Origin of the sequence: Primorskyibacter marinus, assembly GCF_003313245.1 — a bacterium.
Taxonomy (GTDB): domain Bacteria; phylum Pseudomonadota; class Alphaproteobacteria; order Rhodobacterales; family Rhodobacteraceae; genus Primorskyibacter; species Primorskyibacter marinus.
Genome location: NZ_QJSD01000003.1, coordinates 272,227 through 290,670 on the forward strand (window position 1 = coordinate 272,227; position 18,444 = coordinate 290,670).

Annotated in this window: 15 protein-coding genes; 8 read left to right on the forward strand and 7 right to left on the reverse strand. The window is 61.0% G+C overall.

Annotated features, from left to right (window positions below):
* Window positions 1-56 precede the first annotated feature (56 nt).
* The 7 genes from DMZ65_RS08115 (at window position 57) to DMZ65_RS08145 (ending at window position 6,914) form a co-directional block, all read left to right on the forward strand.
* Complete coding sequence (locus DMZ65_RS08115) at window positions 57-1,307, forward strand: Zn-dependent hydrolase (RefSeq protein WP_116598442.1); 1,251 nt, start codon at window positions 57-59, stop codon at window positions 1,305-1,307.
* A gap of 126 nt (window positions 1,308-1,433) precedes the next feature.
* Window positions 1,434-1,718, forward strand: coding sequence for a GIY-YIG nuclease family protein (locus tag DMZ65_RS08120; RefSeq protein ID WP_116598386.1), 285 nt, complete (start codon window positions 1,434-1,436; stop codon window positions 1,716-1,718).
* 55 nt (window positions 1,719-1,773) lie between these two features.
* Window positions 1,774-3,234, forward strand: coding sequence for a dihydropyrimidinase (gene hydA, locus DMZ65_RS08125; protein WP_116598387.1), 1,461 nt, complete (start codon window positions 1,774-1,776; stop codon window positions 3,232-3,234).
* A 57-nt stretch (window positions 3,235-3,291) separates the two neighbouring features.
* Window positions 3,292-4,080, forward strand: a complete 789-nt coding sequence (locus DMZ65_RS08130) for an ABC transporter ATP-binding protein (protein ID WP_116598388.1) — start codon at window positions 3,292-3,294, stop codon at window positions 4,078-4,080.
* A gap of 159 nt (window positions 4,081-4,239) precedes the next feature.
* Window positions 4,240-5,109: an ABC transporter permease gene (locus DMZ65_RS08135; RefSeq protein WP_116598389.1), complete on the forward strand. Its 870-nt coding sequence runs from the start codon at window positions 4,240-4,242 to the stop codon at window positions 5,107-5,109.
* Entirely contained in the window at window positions 5,106-5,888 is a 783-nt protein-coding gene (locus DMZ65_RS08140) for an ABC transporter permease (protein WP_116598390.1), read from the forward strand. Before DMZ65_RS08135 ends, DMZ65_RS08140 begins: the two co-directional genes overlap by 4 nt.
* A gap of 42 nt (window positions 5,889-5,930) precedes the next feature.
* Window positions 5,931-6,914, forward strand: coding sequence for an ABC transporter substrate-binding protein (locus DMZ65_RS08145; protein WP_198662651.1), 984 nt, complete (start codon window positions 5,931-5,933; stop codon window positions 6,912-6,914).
* Window positions 6,915-7,083: 169 nt separating this feature from the next.
* Here DMZ65_RS08145 and DMZ65_RS08150 read toward each other — a convergent pair whose 3' ends face one another.
* From DMZ65_RS08150 to DMZ65_RS08175, 6 genes are all read right to left on the reverse strand, one after another.
* Window positions 7,084-7,776: a DUF1045 domain-containing protein gene (locus DMZ65_RS08150; protein WP_116598392.1), complete on the reverse strand. Its 693-nt coding sequence runs from the start codon at window positions 7,774-7,776 to the stop codon at window positions 7,084-7,086.
* Window positions 7,777-7,824: 48 nt separating this feature from the next.
* Window positions 7,825-9,039 (reverse strand): winged helix-turn-helix domain-containing protein, encoded by a 1,215-nt coding sequence (locus DMZ65_RS08155; RefSeq protein ID WP_116598393.1) that lies wholly within the window; start codon window positions 9,037-9,039, stop codon window positions 7,825-7,827.
* Window positions 9,036-10,064 carry a LacI family DNA-binding transcriptional regulator gene (locus DMZ65_RS08160; RefSeq protein ID WP_116598394.1) on the reverse strand — a complete coding sequence of 343 codons (1,029 nt, stop codon included), beginning with the start codon at window positions 10,062-10,064 and terminating at the stop codon, window positions 9,036-9,038. Before DMZ65_RS08160 ends, DMZ65_RS08155 begins: the two co-directional genes overlap by 4 nt.
* Window positions 10,065-10,650: 586 nt before the next feature.
* Complete coding sequence (locus tag DMZ65_RS08165; protein ID WP_116598395.1) at window positions 10,651-12,618, reverse strand: ABC transporter permease; 1,968 nt, start codon at window positions 12,616-12,618, stop codon at window positions 10,651-10,653.
* A complete protein-coding gene (locus DMZ65_RS08170; RefSeq protein WP_116598396.1) occupies window positions 12,615-13,646 on the reverse strand; it encodes a quaternary amine ABC transporter ATP-binding protein in 1,032 nt (343 codons plus the stop codon). Before DMZ65_RS08170 ends, DMZ65_RS08165 begins: the two co-directional genes overlap by 4 nt.
* Window positions 13,647-13,721: 75 nt before the next feature.
* Window positions 13,722-14,675, reverse strand: a complete 954-nt coding sequence (locus DMZ65_RS08175; protein ID WP_116598397.1) for an ABC transporter substrate-binding protein — start codon at window positions 14,673-14,675, stop codon at window positions 13,722-13,724.
* Between the two features lie 177 nt (window positions 14,676-14,852).
* Here DMZ65_RS08175 and DMZ65_RS08180 point away from each other — a divergent pair, with 177 nt between their 5' ends.
* Window positions 14,853-15,551 (forward strand): response regulator, encoded by a 699-nt coding sequence (locus DMZ65_RS08180; protein ID WP_116598398.1) that lies wholly within the window; start codon window positions 14,853-14,855, stop codon window positions 15,549-15,551.
* On the opposite strand, the gene DMZ65_RS08185 is transcribed toward DMZ65_RS08180, so the two are convergent.
* Window positions 15,532-18,444, reverse strand: coding sequence for an ATP-binding protein (locus tag DMZ65_RS08185; RefSeq protein WP_116598399.1), 2,913 nt, complete (start codon window positions 18,442-18,444; stop codon window positions 15,532-15,534). The two genes, DMZ65_RS08180 and DMZ65_RS08185, sit on opposite strands and share 20 nt — an antisense overlap.

Below are 18,444 nucleotides of genomic sequence, written 5' to 3' on the forward strand. Positions count from 1 at the left end.
GTGGTGCCACTTGGTCGGCAGGAGGCCCGACCGACAGATAAGGTAGGATGATGGATATGGCAGCACCGGGCGAAAACCTTCGGATCAATGGCGACCGGCTTTGGGACAGCTTGATGGAAATGGCGAAGATCGGTCCTGGTGTGGCGGGCGGCAACAACCGCCAGACGCTGACGGACGCCGATGCCGAGGGTCGCGCGCTGTTTCAGTCATGGTGCGAAGCGGCTGGTATGGAAATGGGCCTTGATACGATGGGCAACATGTTCGCGCGCCGGGACGGCACCGACCCGGAGGCGCTGCCGGTCTATGTCGGCAGCCATCTGGATACCCAGCCCACGGGCGGCAAATACGATGGTGTGCTGGGCGTGCTGGGCGGGCTGGAGATTGTCCGCTCGCTCAATGACATGAACATCAAGACCAAGCACCCCATCGTCGTCACGAACTGGACCAATGAGGAAGGCACGCGGTTTGCCCCCGCCATGTTGTCCTCGGGTGTGTTCGCAGGCGTTCACGATCAGGACTGGGCTTACGCGCGCGAAGATGCCGAGGGTAAGAGCTTTGGCGCAGAGTTGGAACGTATCGGCTGGAAGGGCGACGAGGAGGTCGGCACCCGCAAGATGCATGCGATGTTCGAGTTGCATATCGAGCAGGGGCCCATTCTGGAGGCCGAGGGCAAGGATATCGGCGTTGTGACCCACGGGCAGGGCCTGTCCTGGACGCAGGTGACCGTGACCGGCAAGGAAAGCCATACCGGCTCTACCCCGATGCCGATGCGCAGGAATGCAGGCCTTGGCATGGCGCGTATTCTGGAATTGGTGGATCAGATCGCCTGGTCGCACAAACCGGATGCGGTCGGCGCGGCGGGCCATATCGACGTCTATCCCAACTCGCGCAACGTGATCCCCGGCAAGGCGGTCTTCACCGTCGATTTCCGCTCGCCGAACCTGAGCGTGATTGAGGATATGGAAAAGCGTCTGCGCGACGAGGGCGCGAAGATTTGCGAGGATATGGGTCTGGAGGTCGCATTCGAAAAGGTCGGCGGTTTCGATCCGGTGGAGTTTGACAAGGATTGCGTGACGGCCGTACGAAATGCGGCCGAACGGCTGGGTTATTCTCATCGCGACCTGATCTCTGGTGCTGGCCACGACGCCTGCTGGATCAACCAGGTCGCCCCCACGGCGATGGTGATGTGTCCTTGCGTGGACGGCCTAAGCCACAACGAGGCCGAGGAGATCAGCAAGGACTGGGCCACAGCCGGAGCGGATGTTCTGCTCCATGCCGTTGTAGAGACGGCAGGGATCGTGGAGTGAGGTTTTTGCTCGCACAACCCGTCCCGGGCTTGACCCGGGACCTTCTGGCCAGCGCGGGACAAGGTCCCGGGTCAAGCCCGGGACGGGATTTACTCAATCGTAACGCTATGCGTAGAATTGTACGGCATGGCGCATTTTGTCTACATTATGGCTTCCCGGCCTTGCGGAGCCATGTACACGGGAAGGACGACGGATCTTCGCGCTCGCGTAGAGACGCACCGCGCCGGGTTGTCCGGGCATACAGCGAAATACAATATTCGTCGTCTGGTCTGGTTCGAGGAACACGACTGTTTCGAGGCGTCGATCCGGCGCGAGCGAGCGATCAAGCGCTGGCGTCGCGACTGGAAAATCGCTCTGATAACGCAGAGCAATCCGAATTGGCACGAATTAACACCCCAAATCCCTGGTTGAGCCGACGCAAGGTCCCGGCTCAGGGCCGGGACGGGTTGGCACAGGGAGGCAAGATATGACCAAAGTCATCAAAAACGGCACCGTCTGCACGGCGGATCGCACTTGGAAAGCGGATGTCCTGATCGAGGGCGAGGTGATCAAGCAGATCGGTGAAGACCTGAAAGGCGACGAATATATTGACGCCGAGGGCGCTTATGTCATCCCCGGCGGAATTGACCCGCACACTCATCTGGAGATGCCCTTCATGGGCACCACGGCGGCAGAGACCTTTGAGTCCGGCACCTGGGCGGCGGCCACCGGCGGCACGACGATGCTGGTGGATTTCTGTCTGCCCGGCGCGGATGGGTCGATCAAGAACGCCATTAACGAATGGCACCGCAAATCCGCCCCGCAGATCTGCTCCGACATCGGCTATCACATGGCGATCACCGGCTGGAACGAGACCATCTTCAACGAGATGAAGGACGCCGTTGATATGGGCGTCAACTCTTTCAAGCATTTCATGGCCTATAAAGGCGCGCTGATGATCGAGGATGACGAGATGTTCGCGTCCTTCAAGCGCTGCGCCGAACTGGGCGCGCTGCCGATGGTGCATGCTGAAAACGGCGATCTGGTTGCCGAGATGCAGCAGAAATACTTCGATCAGGGCATCACCGGCCCCGAGGGCCATGCTTATTCCCGCCCGCCGGAATTTGAGGGCGAGGCGGCCAACCGTGCCATCACCATCGCCGATGCCGCGGGCGTGCCGCTCTACATCGTGCATGTCTCCTGCGAGCAGGCGCATGAGGCGATCCGGCGGGCGCGCCAGAAAGGCATGCGTGTGTATGGCGAGCCGTTGATCCAGTTCCTGACGCTCGACGAATCCGAATATTTCAACAAGGATTGGGACCATGCCGCCCGCCGCGTGATGTCGCCGCCCTTCCGGTCCAAAGATCACCAGAATTCACTATGGGCCGGGCTGCAATCGGGGTCGTTACAGGTGGTGGCAACCGACCACGCGGCCTTTAACACCGAACAAAAGCGCGCCGGCCGCGATGATTTCCGGATAATCCCCAACGGGTCGAACGGCGTCGAAGAACGGCTGGCCGTGCTCTGGACCGAAGGGGTCGAAACCGGTCGTCTGACGCCGAATGAGTTTGTCGCGGCGACCTCGACCAATGTGGCAAAAATCCTCAACATCTACCCCAAGAAGGGGGCCATTGTGGAAGGCGCGGATGCGGATATCGTGGTGTGGGATCCGAAAATCTCCAAGACGATTTCGCCCGCGAACCACCATTCGGTGCTGGATTACAATGTATTCGAGGGATTCAACGTGTCCGCGCAAAGCCGCTACACGCTGTCACGCGGAGAGGTGATCTGGGCATGGGGCCAGAACAGCCAGCCGCAACCCGGCCGCGGCAAGTTCGTGCCCCGCCCTGCCTTTCCGTCGGCACACGAGGCGCTGTCCAAGTGGAAAGCGCTGAATGCGCCGAAGATGATCCAGCGCGACCCGCTGAACATACCAGCGGGGATCTAATAGGTGCAAAACGCAAAGCCAGGGGATCGACCGCTGTCCGATCCGCTTAGCCAAGACATGACAACCCCTGGCGCGGTGATCTCCGCGCGGGGCTTGTCGCTCACCTTCCAGACAAATGATGGCCCGGTGCATGCGCTCAAGGATGTGAGCCTCGACATCAAAAAGGGCGAGTTTGTCAGCTTCATCGGCCCTTCGGGCTGTGGCAAGACGACCTTCCTGCGTTGCATGGCGGATCTGGAGCATCCGACGGGTGGCAGCATCACAGTCAACGGGGTCTCGGCCCAAGAGGCCCGCAAGGCGCGGGCCTATGGGTATGTGTTCCAGGCGGCGGGGCTGTATCCGTGGCGCACGATTGGCGGCAATATCCGCTTGCCACTGGAAATCATGGGCTATTCCAAGGCGGATCAGGCCGAACGGGTGGCTCGCGTGCTGGAACTTGTGGAGCTTGCCGGGTTCGAGAAGAAATTCCCGTGGCAGCTTTCGGGGGGGATGCAGCAGCGGGCCTCTATCGCGCGGGCACTGGCGTTTGACGCCGATATTCTGCTGATGGATGAGCCCTTCGGGGCGCTGGACGAGATCGTCCGCGATCATCTGAACGAGCAGCTTCTGGCGCTGTGGGCGCGGACGGGCAAGACCATCGCCTTTGTCACGCATTCGATCCCCGAGGCGGTGTACCTGTCCACCAAGATCGTGGTGATGAGCCCGCGTCCCGGACGGATCAGCGATGTGATTGACAGCCCATTGCCCAAGGAGCGTCCGCTGGAAATCCGCGACACGCCCGAATTCATCGAGATCGCGCATCGGGTGCGCGATGGGTTGCGCGCGGGGCATGGGTATGACGACTGATGCCTGCGTTGCGCGTCGTGGTGCCTGCAAGGCCGCACTGATGTCCGTCCGCCCGGAAGCCGAAACATCGACCGATGATGCCTGTGTCGCAGCCGACAGTTTAAAATGGGGTCCGACGCTGCATGCCTGTATTGCGCGCTTGCGGACGGAGTGGCGGCGATGAAGCGTTTTGGTCCGGTGCTGGTGGTCGTGCTGACGATCTTTGCGATCTGGTATGTCGGCAGTTTTCTGATGAACCGTACATGGGTGATGGATCAGGCCGCGCGGGCCGGGACCGATCCCGGCTTTACGGAAGTGTTGCGCGATACGATGAATCAGGATCGTGCCAAACTGCCCGCGCCGCATCAGGTCGCGGCAGAGCTGTATGATGGGGTGGTCAACAAGAAAGTGACCTCGAAGCGCAGTCTGGTGTATCACGGCTTCATCACCTTTCAGACGACGATGGCGGGCTTTGTGCTGGGGATTGTTGCGGGCGTTGTGCTGGCGGTTGCCATCGTGCTGAGCCGTTTTGCGGATCTGACGCTGATGCCATGGGCGATCATCAGCCAGACCATTCCGGTGGTCGCGCTGGCACCGATGATCGTGGTTCTGGCCAATGCCGCGGGGGCTGGCAGCCTGTTGGTACCCAAGGCGATCATTGCAGGGTATCTGAGCTTCTTTCCGGTCCTCGTCAGCATGGTGGCGGGGCTGCGCAGTCCGGGCGGAATGCAACTGGATCTGCTGCGAACCTATGGCGCATCTCCGGGTCAGGTGTTCTGGAAATTGCGCCTGCCCGCCTCCTTGCCCTATTTCTTCGCCTCGTTGAAAATTGCGGTGGCGGCCAGCCTTGTCGGGACCATCGTGGGCGAGCTGCCGACAGGCGCGATCTCAGGGTTGGGCGCGCGGATGCTGATCGGCTCGCAATTCGGCAATCCGATGATCATGTGGTCGGCGCTGTTTGCTGCGGCAATCCTTGCAGCCATGCTGATCTGGATCGTGTCGGGGATTGAGAAGATCGCAGTTCGGATGATGGGCGGGGGGCAGACATGAACGGGCAGCCATCCTTGGTTTTGCGGATCGGCTTGCCGCTTGGGTTCGGGATCGCCGTACTTGTCTTGTGGGAGCTGTTTGTCGTCACTTTCGACATTCCGCGTGCGATCTTGCCGGCACCGTCTGAGATCTGGGCCGCCATCCAACGCTCGACAGAGATCTTGTGGGTCGATTGGGTGCAGACCGTGCTGAAAGGGGCGTTGACCGGCCTTGTGATCGGGGCGGTTGCGGGCTTTGCGGCTGCATTGGCTATTGACCGCGTGGATTTCTTGCGTCGCGGCCTGTTGCCGGTGGCCAATTTCGTGGCGGCCCTGCCGATCGTCGGGGTCGCGCCGATCATGGTGATGTGGTTCGGCTTTGACTGGCAGTCCAAGGCTGCGGTTGTGGTGGTCATGGTGTTTTTCCCGATTCTGGTGAACACGCTGGCAGGGCTGGCGGCAACTGACAGGATGCAGCGCGATCTGATGCGCACATATTCTGCCAACCATACACAAACCTTAGGCAAATTGCGCCTGCCTGCCGCCATGCCGTTTATTTTCAATGGGCTGAAAATCTCGGCCACGCTTGCGCTTATCGGTGCTATCGTGGCGGAGTATTTCGGGTCGCCGACCAAAGGCATGGGGTTCCGCATCTCGACAGAGGTCGGTCGGTTGGGGATTGATATGGTCTGGGCCGAAATCGCCGTTTCTGCGCTGACAGGGACGGTTCTCTACGGGTTCGTCGTGCTGATCGAGCGTTGGGTGACCTTCTGGCACCCCTCGCAGCGGCGAAGCCGATAACAATGAAACTGCGATCAACAACACGGAGTGTGTACCATGACGATGAACAGGATTGCCGGACTGGCCTTGGCTGCGGGGCTGATCGCCTCGGGCGCGCAAGCGGCGGATGATCTGACGCTGCAACTGAAATGGGTCACACAGGCCCAGTTCGGGGGCTACTATGTGGCGCTGGAAAAAGGCTTTTACGAGGACGAGGATCTGAACGTCACGATCAAGCCGGGTGGCCCGGATATCGCGCCCACACAGGTGATCGCAGGTGGCGGTGCCGATGTGGTCGTGGAATGGATGCCCGCCGCACTGGCCGCGCGCGAAAAGGGGTTGCCGCTGGTCAATATCGCACAGCCCTTCAAATCGTCGGGCATGATGCTGACCTGTCTCAAGGAAAGTGGCATCGAAGGCCCCGAGGATTTCCCCGGCAACACGCTGGGTGTCTGGTTCTTCGGCAATGAATACCCGTTCCTGTCCTGGATGAGCCAGCTTGGTATCCCGACAGAGGGCGGCGAGGACGGTGTCGAAGTTCTGAAACAGGGCTTCAATGTCGATCCGTTGTTGCAGAAACAGGCGGTGTGCATCTCGACCATGACCTATAATGAGTATGGGCAGGTTCTGGATGCGGGAATCGCGGCAGAGGATCTCGTGACGTTCAAATATGAGGATCAGGGCGTCGCCACTCTCGAAGACGGGTTGTATGTTCTGGAGGACAGGCTGTCGGATGAAGCGACCGTTGATAAACTGGCTCGTTTCGTACGCGCCTCGATGAAGGGTTGGAAATACGCCGAAGAGAACCCGGATGAAGCCGCAGAGATCGTGCTGGAATATGACGAGACGGGCGCACAGACCGAGGCGCATCAAAAACGGATGATGCGCGAAATTGGCAAACTGACCTCAGGCTCGAATGGCGCGCTGGACGAGGCGGATTACCAGCGCACCGTTGACTCGTTGTTGTCCGGCGGGTCCGATCCGGTGATCACCAAGCAACCCGAGGGTGCCTGGACCCACGCCGTCACCGACAAGGCGCTGAATTAACGCCTGACTCTATCGCAATTTGATGCAGAATTGGGGCGGTCCGATGGGCCGCCCCGACGCGTTCTGAAACGTTTTGGGGGTTGCGGCTGAATTTCTAACTTTCCAGCCACAATTTGATTAAAGGTGTGATGTAACGTCGATATGACGAGGCGTTTCGGAAACCGCCGAATTATGCTCGGCCGCGCAACCGGTGCGTGGAAATCGCATGAAACATCCCATCGGCGTCTTCGCCCGCAAGGGTCAGCGCGTCCAGTGCGAAGGGCGTGGGCAGGATCGGTGCCAGATGATCGGCAAGCGTCGCCTCAAGCATCCGCGCCTGAGCGACAGGCAACTTGCTGCTCAGCGTCATGTGAAACCGGAACTGATCCATCACATAAGGATAGCCCCAGCGTTGTAACATTTGCTTCTGCCGGTCGGATAAAGGGCGTGACCCGTAGCGATCAAGGTCGGCCTGACTTAACGGCGCGCGGAAATCATCGAGCGTCTCTACCGTCCGCGCCGCAAGACTGGCAATCGCGGTGGCCTCTCCGACAGGTGTCAATGCCACGAAACGGCCCAGACGAGTGACCTTCAGAGAATCGGCAAGCGCGGGGGGCAGGCGCAGGGACAGTGTTTCCAGGGCCGCTGCAAGTGTGGTGGCGCTTTGCCCATCGGCCAGCCGGAAGGGCGGCTTGATCGTGGCGTGAAACCCGTAGCGGCGTGGTGTTTCGGTCAGGCTATGCGCAGGCGCATGCAGCCCGTTTACCTCCGGCGCGGGGCAGACCATGCCGGACAGCATGTCCCAGCCCAACCACGCCGCGCCGAACCGTGCCAGCGCGCCTTCCTGAAGCGTATAATAGATCGCGTAACGTCGATAGGTCATGCATTCTCCGCGATACGCGCGCCGGGCTTGACCCGGCGCCTTTTGGCATTACAGCGTTTCGGTGAGCAGCGGCCTTGCGGGAAAACGAACGTCTTCCAGTCCGGCAAAGCGGGCGATGCGGGCCAGTTCCGCCTCCAGCCGACTGTGGCGGGCATCGGTCCAGCGCACGCCGCGTTCGGGCCAGACTGCGGTAACGTTCAGAACCCCCGCCGCCCGGTCAGCCTTCATGTCAATGCGTCCCACCAGCCTGTCACCTTCCAGCAAAGGAAAGACGTAATACCCATAAATGCGTTTGGCGGCCGGGGTAAAGACCTCGATACGGTAGTGAAACCCAAACAGGCGTTCTGCCCTGGCGCGGTCGCGCAGCGCCGGATCGAACGGGCTGAGCACGCGCATCCGGGCAGGTGGCTTGGGTGCGTTTTGTGCGGCGTCCACGATGCCGGGCCGCGCGATCGAGCGGCGCAGGCTGCCATCTGCACCTTCCACGTCAATCTCCTGCAATGCACCCGACGCCAGGCCGCGTGCCACCCAGTCCTTGGCCTCGGCGGCGGTCGCCTTGGCCCAGAAGGCTGCGATTTCGCCGGAGGTGGCAAACCCCAGCCGGTCCAGCGCCGCGTTGCAAGCCCATTCGATTGTCTCGGCCTCGGTCGGACGGCGGGCAAGATGGCGTTCGGGGATCACGTTTTCGGCCAGATCGTAGATCTTGCGAAACCCGTCGCGGCGCGTCACGGCCAGCGCGCCCGACCGCCAGAGATATTCCAGCGCCGTTTTTGACGGGTGCCATTCCCACCAACCGCCCGATCTGCGGCCTTCGTCCTTGCCGACCTCTGACGAACTGGCGGGGCCGTGGGTGCGGATGTGATCCAGCACCGGCTGCGTCTTGTCTTCGAAACCGTCCGGGCGTCCCTTGCGCCATTGCTTTTCCAGCGCGGCGGCGTCACGGGCGCAGCGCAGGTGCCAATAGGGATAGAATTCTGTCGGGATCACCGCAGCATCATGCGTCCAATGTTCGAATATCGCGCGGTCGCGGTCCAGCAAAGGCGCAAGATTGGCGGGCCGGTAAGATTGCCGTCGCGCATGCAGGATCATGTGATGGGCGCGCGCGACGGTGTTGATGCTGTCGATCTGGACAAAGCCCAGCCGCTTGATCAAAGCCGCGAGATCCGCCCCTTTTGCGGGCCCGGTGGGCGGTTCCGCCAAGGCGTGCCGGTCAAGAAACAGCCGCCGCGCCGCACGGTTCTTCAGGACCGGCGGCTGCGTCACTTCCGTTTGAGCGTGTCGCCAAAGGCGATGGTCGGGGTCAGTTCCACATGGCTTTGGTATTCAGCCGCATCCCCATCTGCGACCCGTGTCGCGATGATCTGGGCGGCGGTCTTGCCGACATCCAGACGGCAGGCATCCATCGTCGCCAATTGCTTTGGCAATCCATCCAGAAGATCGACCCCGTTAAAACCGGCCAGTCCGATCTCTGCCGGGATATCGGTGCCCTTTTCCAGTAGATAGAGCAGGCCACCCGCACCAATCATGTCGTTGGAATAATAGAGAAAATCCAGATCCGGTGTGCGTTCAAGCATGGCGTGGGTCATCTCGCGGCCTTTCACCAGCGCCGATCCGCCCGAATAGAACTCCTGATCCGCGACCTCGACGCCGCCCTTGGCCAGCGCCTCCGTGAACCCTTCAAAGCGTTTGCGGGCGCGGTGATCCAGCGGCATCTTGGTGCCCATGAAGCCGATCCGCTGGTAGCCTGCTTTCAGGATCGCCTTTGCCATCTCGCGGCCGGCGCGGCGATGCGAAATGCCGACCATGCAATCAACGGGTGTGCCGTCCACATCCATGATCTCGACCACCGGAATACCGGCCGCCTGCATCATCGCACGCGAGGAATCCGTATGTTCCAGCCCGGCGATAATCACGCCCGAGGGCCGCCATGACAGCATTTCATACAGGACGCGCTCTTCCTTTTCAGGGGTGTAGTCGGTAACGCCCACGACCGCTTGCAGATCGGTGCCTTCGAGCACCTGATTGATGCCGGTCAGGACCTCGGGGAATACCATGTTCGACAGCGACGGGATGATGACCGCGACCAGATTGACCCTTTGGCTCGCCAGCGCGCCCGCGATCTTGTTGGGGACGTAGCCGAGGCTCCGCGCGGCCTCCAACACCTTTTCACGGGTTGCATCCGACACGTCGCCGCGGTTTCGCAATACGCGGCTGACGGTCATTTCGGACACGCCCGACGCCTCGGACACGTCGCGCAGGGTCAAGGGGCGGGAGTCATCGTTTGCCAAAGTGGATAATCCTGTGATGGTTCGGTCGATGCTACGCAATCGCCCGACCCTGTTCAAGCCAGCAAAGCCGCGTCGAGCGTTTCCATGTGTCCGTCCAAACGCCACCGCGGCAAGCGGTGTTCTACGGCGAGATTTTTGGGACTTGTCGGTCAAGGCGAACAATCGTAGAAAAAGGGCAGATGTGTCTGCGTAGCTCAGCTGGATAGAGCACAGGATTCCTAATTTTTAATTGGGCGTTGCGATGGGAAACCGCGCAACGGATCTGCTCAAAGTCGGGGAAAGCTACGATGCGCTTGCATCTTGCCAATCCCGAGCCAAGCCCCGCAAGGGGAAGGTGTAGAGACTGGATGGGCAGCGCCTACGGACCGATGGTCTAGGGTGAAGGGACAGTCCAGACCACGAACGCCCGCAAGGGCGGCGGTGAAAGCCGAAGTGGTATGAATCCTGGGGCCGTGGGTTCGAATCCCGCCGCGGACACCACTTTTTATCTTCAGTTGAATTTTAGGGGCTTTGCCTTTCGGGCCAACACTCAGCCGCCAGATACCCCCATATCGGGGCGGACCATTGGCCCGCCCCTGACAAATAACTATGCGAGCCCCAGCGCCTGTCGTCGTCTGGAAGCCCAGCGGTTCACCAGATGGTCGACCATCAGCCCCATGAAGGCCACCGCCAAGCCCAGTACCAGCCCCTTGCCGACATCGGTGGAGGAAAGTGCCCGCTGCATTTCCTGACCAAGGTCCTGGGTGCCGATGAAGGCGGCGATAATCACCATGAACAGCGAGAACATCACCGACTGGTTGACCCCGACCATGATCGTCGGCAGGGCCATCGGCAGGCGCACATTCCACAAGGTCTGGCGTTGCGTTGCCCCGGACATGTTAGCCGCCTCGATCAGCGCTTCGGGCACGCCGCGCAGCCCCTCGATCGTGTAGCGCACCAGTGGCACCGCAGCGAACAGGAACACCGCACTGACCACGGCGACGTCATTGACCCCAAAGAGCATCACCACCGGAATCAGGTAGATAAAGCTTGGAAAGGTCTGCAACGTGTCGCAGATCAGCAGCACCTTGACGGCGCGTTTATCATGGCGCGCGCCCCAGATCCCCATTGGAAAGCCAACGAGCAGCGCCAGCAGCACTGAAAAGCTCACCATATAGACGGTGATCATCGCGCGATCCCACCAGCCCGACATGGCGATCAGCCCGAAGAAAGCAATGCAGACCAGCGCCGAGCGCAGCCCGCCGATGGCCCAGCCGATTGCCGCCAGCAGTGCCAGCACGGCGCTGAAAGGCAGGTACAGATAGGCGTCACGCATCGGGATCAGGATCCAGGTGATCAGGAACCAGCGCAGCCATTGAGTGACCGGATCGATCAGCACGATGAACCAGTCCACCACCGCATCGATCGGTTTGGCCATGCTCAGCGCCTGACTGCGCTTGACCTGATCGAGCATCGGAAACACTTGCGCCAGCGCGAAGGCAACAGCGACCAGCACCGCCCAGATCACCAGAAACTTGTTTCGCACGACCCAGGATGTGCCCTTCTCGAAATGCTCGGGCTGCCTCACCGCCCACGCCTTGGTGCAGCGGTCGAGCATGACCGCGAGCAGCACGATGGTGATGCCGATCTCGACCGAGCGACCGATCTTCAGCGCCTGTAGCAACTGTAGCAGTTTCTGGCCGAGGCCCGGCATGCCGATGAAACTGGCCAGAACCACCATGGCAAGACATTGCATGATCACCTGGTTGACGCCCACGAGGATATCGGTGCGCGCTGTCGGGATCTGTACCGAATGCAGCAATTGCCAGCGCGTCGCGCCGCACATATGCCCGCTTTCCACCACTTCGGGTGAAACCTTCTTGAGGCCCAGCAAGGTCATCCTGATCATCGGCGGCACCGAGAAGATGATCGTCACGATCGCCCCCGCCTTTGGGCCGACACCGATGAACACCACGACCGGGATCATATAGGCGAAATGCGGCAATGATTGTGCGATGTTGAGGATCGGGTTGAGGATCTTCTCGACGCGCCGTGATTTCCACCCGAGCACCCCGATCAACAGACCAAAGAGGATCGAGAACGGTGCCGCCACGACGATGACTGACAGCGTTTCCATCGACCAGGTCCACTGGCCCATCACCACGATCCAAACAAATGTTCCCGCCGAAAGCAGCGCCAGACGCCAGCCTTGTAGCGCATAGCCCACAACCCCGGCAGTCACGGCGATGACGCTCCAGGGAATCGGACCCAGATATGGCCAGCGGTTGCGCCCATAAAGCAGGTTGGCGGTGACATCTAGCAACCACTCGACCCCTTCGGCGAAGCCGCGGGTGACATGCATCAATCCCAGATCATCGCGCATGAAGTTGAACAGCGCGTTGATCCAGTCGGCAAAGGGCCATACCAGCCATTCCGGCGGCCGCACCAGCCCGGCGGGGAGCACGGTCTTGGTCAGCACCAGCAGCACGGCCACCCCCAGCAGCCCTTGGGCGACACGGGTCTTTGACAGCGCGGGCAAGCGCGCCTGCGGATTGTTGGTCAGCGCGGCGGTCATGCGGGTGCTCCGAAGAGCACGTCGAGCGCTTCCTGTCGGGCCATCGCGCCGATCACCTTGCCGTTCTTGTCGGAAACCGGCATCAGGTCGCGGGTGTCATTGACCAGCAGGCGGCCCATTTCCTGAATGGTCGTATGTCCGGCAATCGGCTCCCCGGACGGGGCGATGCCGTTGATCGGGCGGGCCAGACCGCGAGCATGGACCACGCGGGCCTTGTTGATCTCTTCGGTGAACTTGCGGACATATTCGGTTGCTGGTTCCAGCACGATCTTGTCGGGCGTGTCGCATTGCTCAACCGCGCCGTCCTTCATGATCGCGATCCGGTCGGCAAGGCGCAGCGCCTCGTCGAAATCATGGGTGATGAACACGATGGTCTTGCCGAGCATTTCCTGTAGGCGCAGAAATTCGTCCTGCATCTCCCGGCGGATTAGCGGGTCGAGCGCCGAGAACGGCTCATCCAGAAACCAGATATCGGGTTCGATGGCGAGGCTGCGAGCAATACCGACGCGCTGCTGCTGGCCACCGGACAATTCGCGTGGGAAATATTCCTCGCGCCCGCCAAGCCCGACCAGTTCGATCACTTCGAGCGCCCGGGCACGGCGGGTGTGGCGGTCCTGGCCGCGCATCTCCAGCGGGAAAGCGACGTTATCAAGCACGTTGCGATGCGGCAACAGGCCGAAGCTTTGAAAGACCATGCCCATCTTGTTGCGGCGCAGATCGATCAGTTCTTTTTCATCGAGAGCGCCAATATCCTGCCCTTCGACCTTGACGGTGCCGCCAGTGATGTCGAGCAACCGCGACAGGCAGCGCACGAAGGTTGATTTGCCAGAGCCCGAAAGCCCCATGATCACCAGCATCTCGCCTCGATTTATATCAACTGAGACGTCGCGCACGGCGGCGATATAACCGGCCTGGCGAATTTCATCGAAAGTCGGATTGCCGGTCATGCCTGCCAGATAGTTTTCCGCTTTCTCTCCAAACAGCTTCCAGACATTGTTGCAAGAAATGACGGTTTCCGGTGTGGTCATGAAATTTTTCCCCTTGATGCGATGAACCCGCCCGGCGCATTTGCCGGGCGGGGAACGATGACAGGTCGGCGCGACTCAGGCGCCACCGGCCACCCAGGGTTTCCAGACATCTTCGTTGGATTCGAGCCATGCCGACGCCGCTTCTTCGGGCTCCATCTCGTCAATATCGACAAGCTTGGCCATTTCCGCGATCTGCGGGTTGGTAAAGCTGACCTCGGTCAGGGTTTTGTAGGCGGCGGGCCATTTCTCTTCCATGCCGTCCCACGCGGCCTTCTTGAGGTAACCGTTGGCCGGGTTGCCGCAATCATAGGTCGCGTCAGGGTTGGGACCGACCGATGGATCAGTGTCACAGCCTTCTTCCCATTTCGGAAATTCGACGAATTCACCCGGATAAAGTGCTTCAACGAAGTTGGGCGTCCAGTTGAAGATCACCACGGGGCGCTTGGTCTTTTCGGCTGCGGCCACTTCGGCCCAGAGCGCCGATGCGGAGCCCGCGTTTACCACGGTGAAATCCATATCCAGCGCCTCGACGCGCTCGGCGTCATGCTTGAGCCAGTCCACCGGCCCCCCAAGGAAACGGCCGTTTTCGCCGGTTTCAGGGGTGACGAATTCTGCTTTGCAGGCGTTCAGAGCTTCCCAATCGGGCAGCCCCGGACAGGCATCTTTGGTCCAGCTCGGATACCACCAATCCTCACGGGTGATTGCGTTGTGATCCCCGGCATCGACGATCCCGCCTTTCTCCTGCGCGGCTCGGAACGAATTGCCGAAGGCACCTTCCCAAACTTCGAGCTCAAGCGTCACGTCACCCAGGCGCACGGATTCATAGACTGCCTGACTGTCGGTGGACACATATTCGACATTTGCGCCCATCGATTCGAAGATCTGCCCAACCACATGGCTCATCACGATCTGGCTCGACCAATTGTGGGTCGGAATGACAATGGGGTCGGAGGAATCTTCGGCAAAAGTAGCTGTGGCGCTGAGGCTTAGTCCCGCGGCGAGCGTGAAAAGTTTGAATTGCGTTTTCATCTAATTCTCCCTGATGGTTTCCCGGTGCCACTGGTGGGCGCACGGTTTTCCGCGGAAGGGTCTGGCCTTCCGCACCCGCAGATTATTCAGGACATGTGAACAGGTAAGCCTGTTGGGATGAACAGCATGGCAGTGAATGTTAAAATTTGTTAACAGTCGAGCAGGAGGGTAGCGGCATTGCGCAAATATCAAATCCTGATCGTCGAGGATGAACCGGTCACCCGGACCACCCTCGCCAGCTATTTGCAGGCGCAGGGCTATACTGTTTTCGAAGCGGCAAGTGCCCCGGAGGCCGAGGATCTGCTTCCGACCGAAGAGATAGATCTGCTGATCGTGGACATCAACCTCGAAGGTAAGGACGGGCTGGAAATCACCCGCGAGCAGCGGGCGCGATCGGATTTGGGGATTATCCTGCTGACCGGCCGCAGCGATGATGTGGACCGGATTGTCGGGCTTGAGCTTGGCGCCGATGATTACGTCTGCAAGCCGTTCAACCGGCGCGAATTGCTTGCCCGAATCAAGAACCTGCTGCGCCGCACCTCGGATATCCGCCGGTTGTCCCGCCGCGTCGTGCGCTTTGGTGATTTCACATTCGACAGCGCCAGCCGCCGCTTGCAGGATGGCCACGGCGAGACAGTGCCGCTGACCCGCGCCGAGTTCGAGCTGCTCAACACGCTGATCGGGCGCGCCCGCGAAGTGCTGAGCCGTGACATGTTGATGGGCAGCGTCACCCATCGTCAGTTTGGCACCAACCCGCGCACCGTTGACGTGCTGATCCGCCGCCTCCGCGCCAAGATCGAGGAAGACCCAGCCGCGCCGCGGTTCATCACCACGGTGCATGGCGAGGGATATGTTTTTACTGCGCCACTGGAGTAGGCTCGCGCATTTCCGTCAGCGCCTGCTCCATCGCCTCCTGTGCCGCGCTCAGGTCGCGGGTCAGCCTTTGTAGATGACGGATCACCAGCGTGCCTTCGCCGCGTTCTGCCGCCCGTTCGACTTTTTGCAGGGTCTCGATCATCTCGGTCAGGGCGAAATTGCCCGCCGCGCCCTTGATCCGATGCGCAAGCTTGCACACCCTGTGCCAATCCTGCGAGGCACAGGCGGCGTGCAGGTCGCGCTGCTCGCGCCCGAGTTGTTCAAGAAACAAATCGGCGATTTCCAGCGTGCGTGGCGTGCCGAAATCCGCGGCATTCTCTGCCAGCGCGCGGCGAAGATCGTCGGTGATCGCACCGGAACCTTCCATGTGCTTTGGCAGAAAAACCTTGCGCTTGTTGCCCGCCGCCACCGCGTTGAGCGCTTGGGCCAGCCGATCCGGTGAGATCGGTTTGGCCACGAAGCAATCCATCCCGGCATCGAGATGAACCGAGGTCTGCTCTTCCTGCACATGCGCCGAAATGCCGATCACCGGCAGGGTCGCCAGTCGCTGATCGGTTGACTGGCGCAGCTTGCGGGTCGCCGCCGTGCCGCTGATCCCCGGCAGGTTCACATCCATCAGCACCACGTCGAAATCCTCCGCCCCGAGCACCGACAGCGCCTCTTCAGCCGAGCCGACGCAGCGGCAGGAATGGCCCAATCGTTCCAGATACCCGCGCGCCACCATCCGGTTGATCTCGTTATCCTCCACCACCAGTATGCGCAACGCCTGTACCGGGGGCGGAAAGCACAACGAATCCTCGGTGTGCGGCAGATCAGCCGCTTCGCCCTGTTCCAGCGCCACGCTAAGCGTAAAAACCGAGCCGCGGCCCTTGCTGCTTTCGACGCTGAGCGTGCCGCCCATCACATCGGTAAAGCGCTTGCAGATCGCCAACCCCAGCCCGGTGCCGCCGAATTGCCGTGCGATGCTGCGGTCTTCCTGTTCAAATGCTTCGAAAATGCGCTGCTGTGCCTGTGCCGAAATCCCGACGCCGGAATCGCTGACCTCGAAGGTCACGCCAAGCCGAGCGTCTTCCTCGCGTCCCAGCCGGACCCGCAATATCACCTCGCCCTGGGCGGTGAACTTCACTGCATTGGATACCAGATTGAACAGGATCTGCCGCAGCTTCCCGGCATCGCCTTTCAGCGCCGGGGGCACCTCCGGCGGCAGGTCAAGCAGTAGTTCGACGCCGCGTTCGCGCGCCGTGGGCCGCATCAGCGTCACGATATCCTCGACCAGTTCGCGCAGAGAAAAGGTGGTGATTTCCAATGTCGGCACGCCGCTTTCGATCTTGGTGTAATCAAGTATGCCGTTGAGGATCCGCAACAGGCTCTGGCTTGAAGTGATCGCAGCATGCAGACGCCTTGTCTGTGCCCGGCTCAACCCCTCGCCAAACATGGTGCGCAACATGCCCAGCACGCCGTTCATCGGCGTGCGTATCTCATGGCTCATCATCGCCAGAAATTCCGATTTCGCCCGGTCCGCGCTCTCGGCCTTGCGTCTTGCTGCATCATGCGCCTCAACCTCTTCGCGCAACTGCTCGGTTTGTTGGGTGACCAGCAATTGCAGGTTATTGCGATGTTCAAGCAACTCGCGGGCGTTGCGATCACGCTCTGCTTCAAGTTCGCGATTGTCGATGGCCTGCTGGCGAAACACTTCCACCGCCTCTTCCATCCGCGCGATCTCATCGCTTTTCTGGGGCACGACCCGACGTTTCAGATCACCGCTGACCAGGGCGGCCATCGCGCCCGACAGCCGGTCGAGGCGGCGGGTGATATTGCCGCGGATGAAGAACCACAGCACCGCCAGCGACACTGCCAGCGCGATACTTGCGGCAATGCCGTTGCGCAGTTGGGTGCGGCGCAATTGCGCTGTCGCGGCCACGCCGGTGGCGATCGCCTGTTCCTGCGCGATGCTTGCCACTCTGCCCGCCTCCTTGCCCAGCTGGATCGCGGCGGTTTGCAGCTCGGTCTGCTGGGCGGCAATCTCGTCATGGATGCGCAGGATGTCTGCGGACAATGCGAAAATATCGCGCTCGCCCTCTACCAGCGGCAACAATACCTGCAAATGGGCGGCCGCCTGTTCGGACCGTCCCGGATCGCGGATCGAGGTGACCCGCCGCGCCACCACCTCGATGCGGTTGTTGAGCATTGCGCGGATCTCCAGCAATTGCGCCAGCGCGCCGGCCTCGGCGATCCGGTTCACCAGCAGCCCGACCTCGGCGGTGCGCGAGCGCAGCTCGAACATCAGGCCCAATTGAAACAGGTCAACCTCTATCAGCTTGTCGAGCGTATCGGCGCGGCTGATATCCTCGGTGCTGTAGTCATATAGGCTGGTGATCACCGCGGTGGTGCCCATCTCGGCATTGGCGACCAGCGTATCGGCCATGTCGAGCAGGTCGGTGGCCGCTTGCAACGCCGCGCGCAGCCGGTCGCGGCGGATCTCGGTCAGGGTGATGCGCTGCTCGACCAGATCGTTAAGCCGGAAGATCCGCGCTTCGACATCGGCCACCGCGCCGCGCAGCACCATGGTATTCCCGATCTCCTCACTGCCATCGCGCTCCAACCGACCGCTCAGCGCCGCCACCTGCTCGGCCAGAAACTGCGCGCGCCTTTCGCGACCGACCTGCGAGGTTTCCTTGGCGAGTTCCGGCGCGGCGGCGATCACCCGACTGCTTTCTTCGGTGATGCCGCGCACATGGGCGATCGCCGGGATCGTTTCATTCACGATGCGCGACTGACTATGGGCGATGTCGCGCAGTTCAATCAGGCCGAACACGCCGGCAAGCGTCGGCAACCCGGCGATCACAAGGAACGCCAGGATCAACCGCCCGCCCAATCCTAATCTTTCGAACAT

Coding starts and splice junctions, on each gene's coding strand:
- DMZ65_RS08145 (WP_198662651.1), top strand. CDS start 5,931: ATGAACAGGATTGCCGGACTGGCCTTGGCTGCGGGGCTGATCGCCTCG.
- DMZ65_RS08170 (WP_116598396.1), bottom strand. CDS start 13,646: ATGACCACACCGGAAACCGTCATTTCTTGCAACAATGTCTGGAAGCTG.
- DMZ65_RS08130 (WP_116598388.1), top strand. CDS start 3,292: ATGACAACCCCTGGCGCGGTGATCTCCGCGCGGGGCTTGTCGCTCACC.
- DMZ65_RS08120 (WP_116598386.1), top strand. CDS start 1,434: ATGGCGCATTTTGTCTACATTATGGCTTCCCGGCCTTGCGGAGCCATG.
- DMZ65_RS08115 (WP_116598442.1), top strand. CDS start 57: ATGGCAGCACCGGGCGAAAACCTTCGGATCAATGGCGACCGGCTTTGG.
- DMZ65_RS08135 (WP_116598389.1), top strand. CDS start 4,240: ATGAAGCGTTTTGGTCCGGTGCTGGTGGTCGTGCTGACGATCTTTGCG.
- DMZ65_RS08175 (WP_116598397.1), bottom strand. CDS start 14,675: ATGAAAACGCAATTCAAACTTTTCACGCTCGCCGCGGGACTAAGCCTC.
- hydA (WP_116598387.1), top strand. CDS start 1,774: ATGACCAAAGTCATCAAAAACGGCACCGTCTGCACGGCGGATCGCACT.
- DMZ65_RS08140 (WP_116598390.1), top strand. CDS start 5,106: ATGAACGGGCAGCCATCCTTGGTTTTGCGGATCGGCTTGCCGCTTGGG.
- DMZ65_RS08150 (WP_116598392.1), bottom strand. CDS start 7,776: ATGACCTATCGACGTTACGCGATCTATTATACGCTTCAGGAAGGCGCG.
- DMZ65_RS08185 (WP_116598399.1), bottom strand. CDS start 18,444: ATGTTCGAAAGATTAGGATTGGGCGGGCGGTTGATCCTGGCGTTCCTT.
- DMZ65_RS08165 (WP_116598395.1), bottom strand. CDS start 12,618: ATGACCGCCGCGCTGACCAACAATCCGCAGGCGCGCTTGCCCGCGCTG.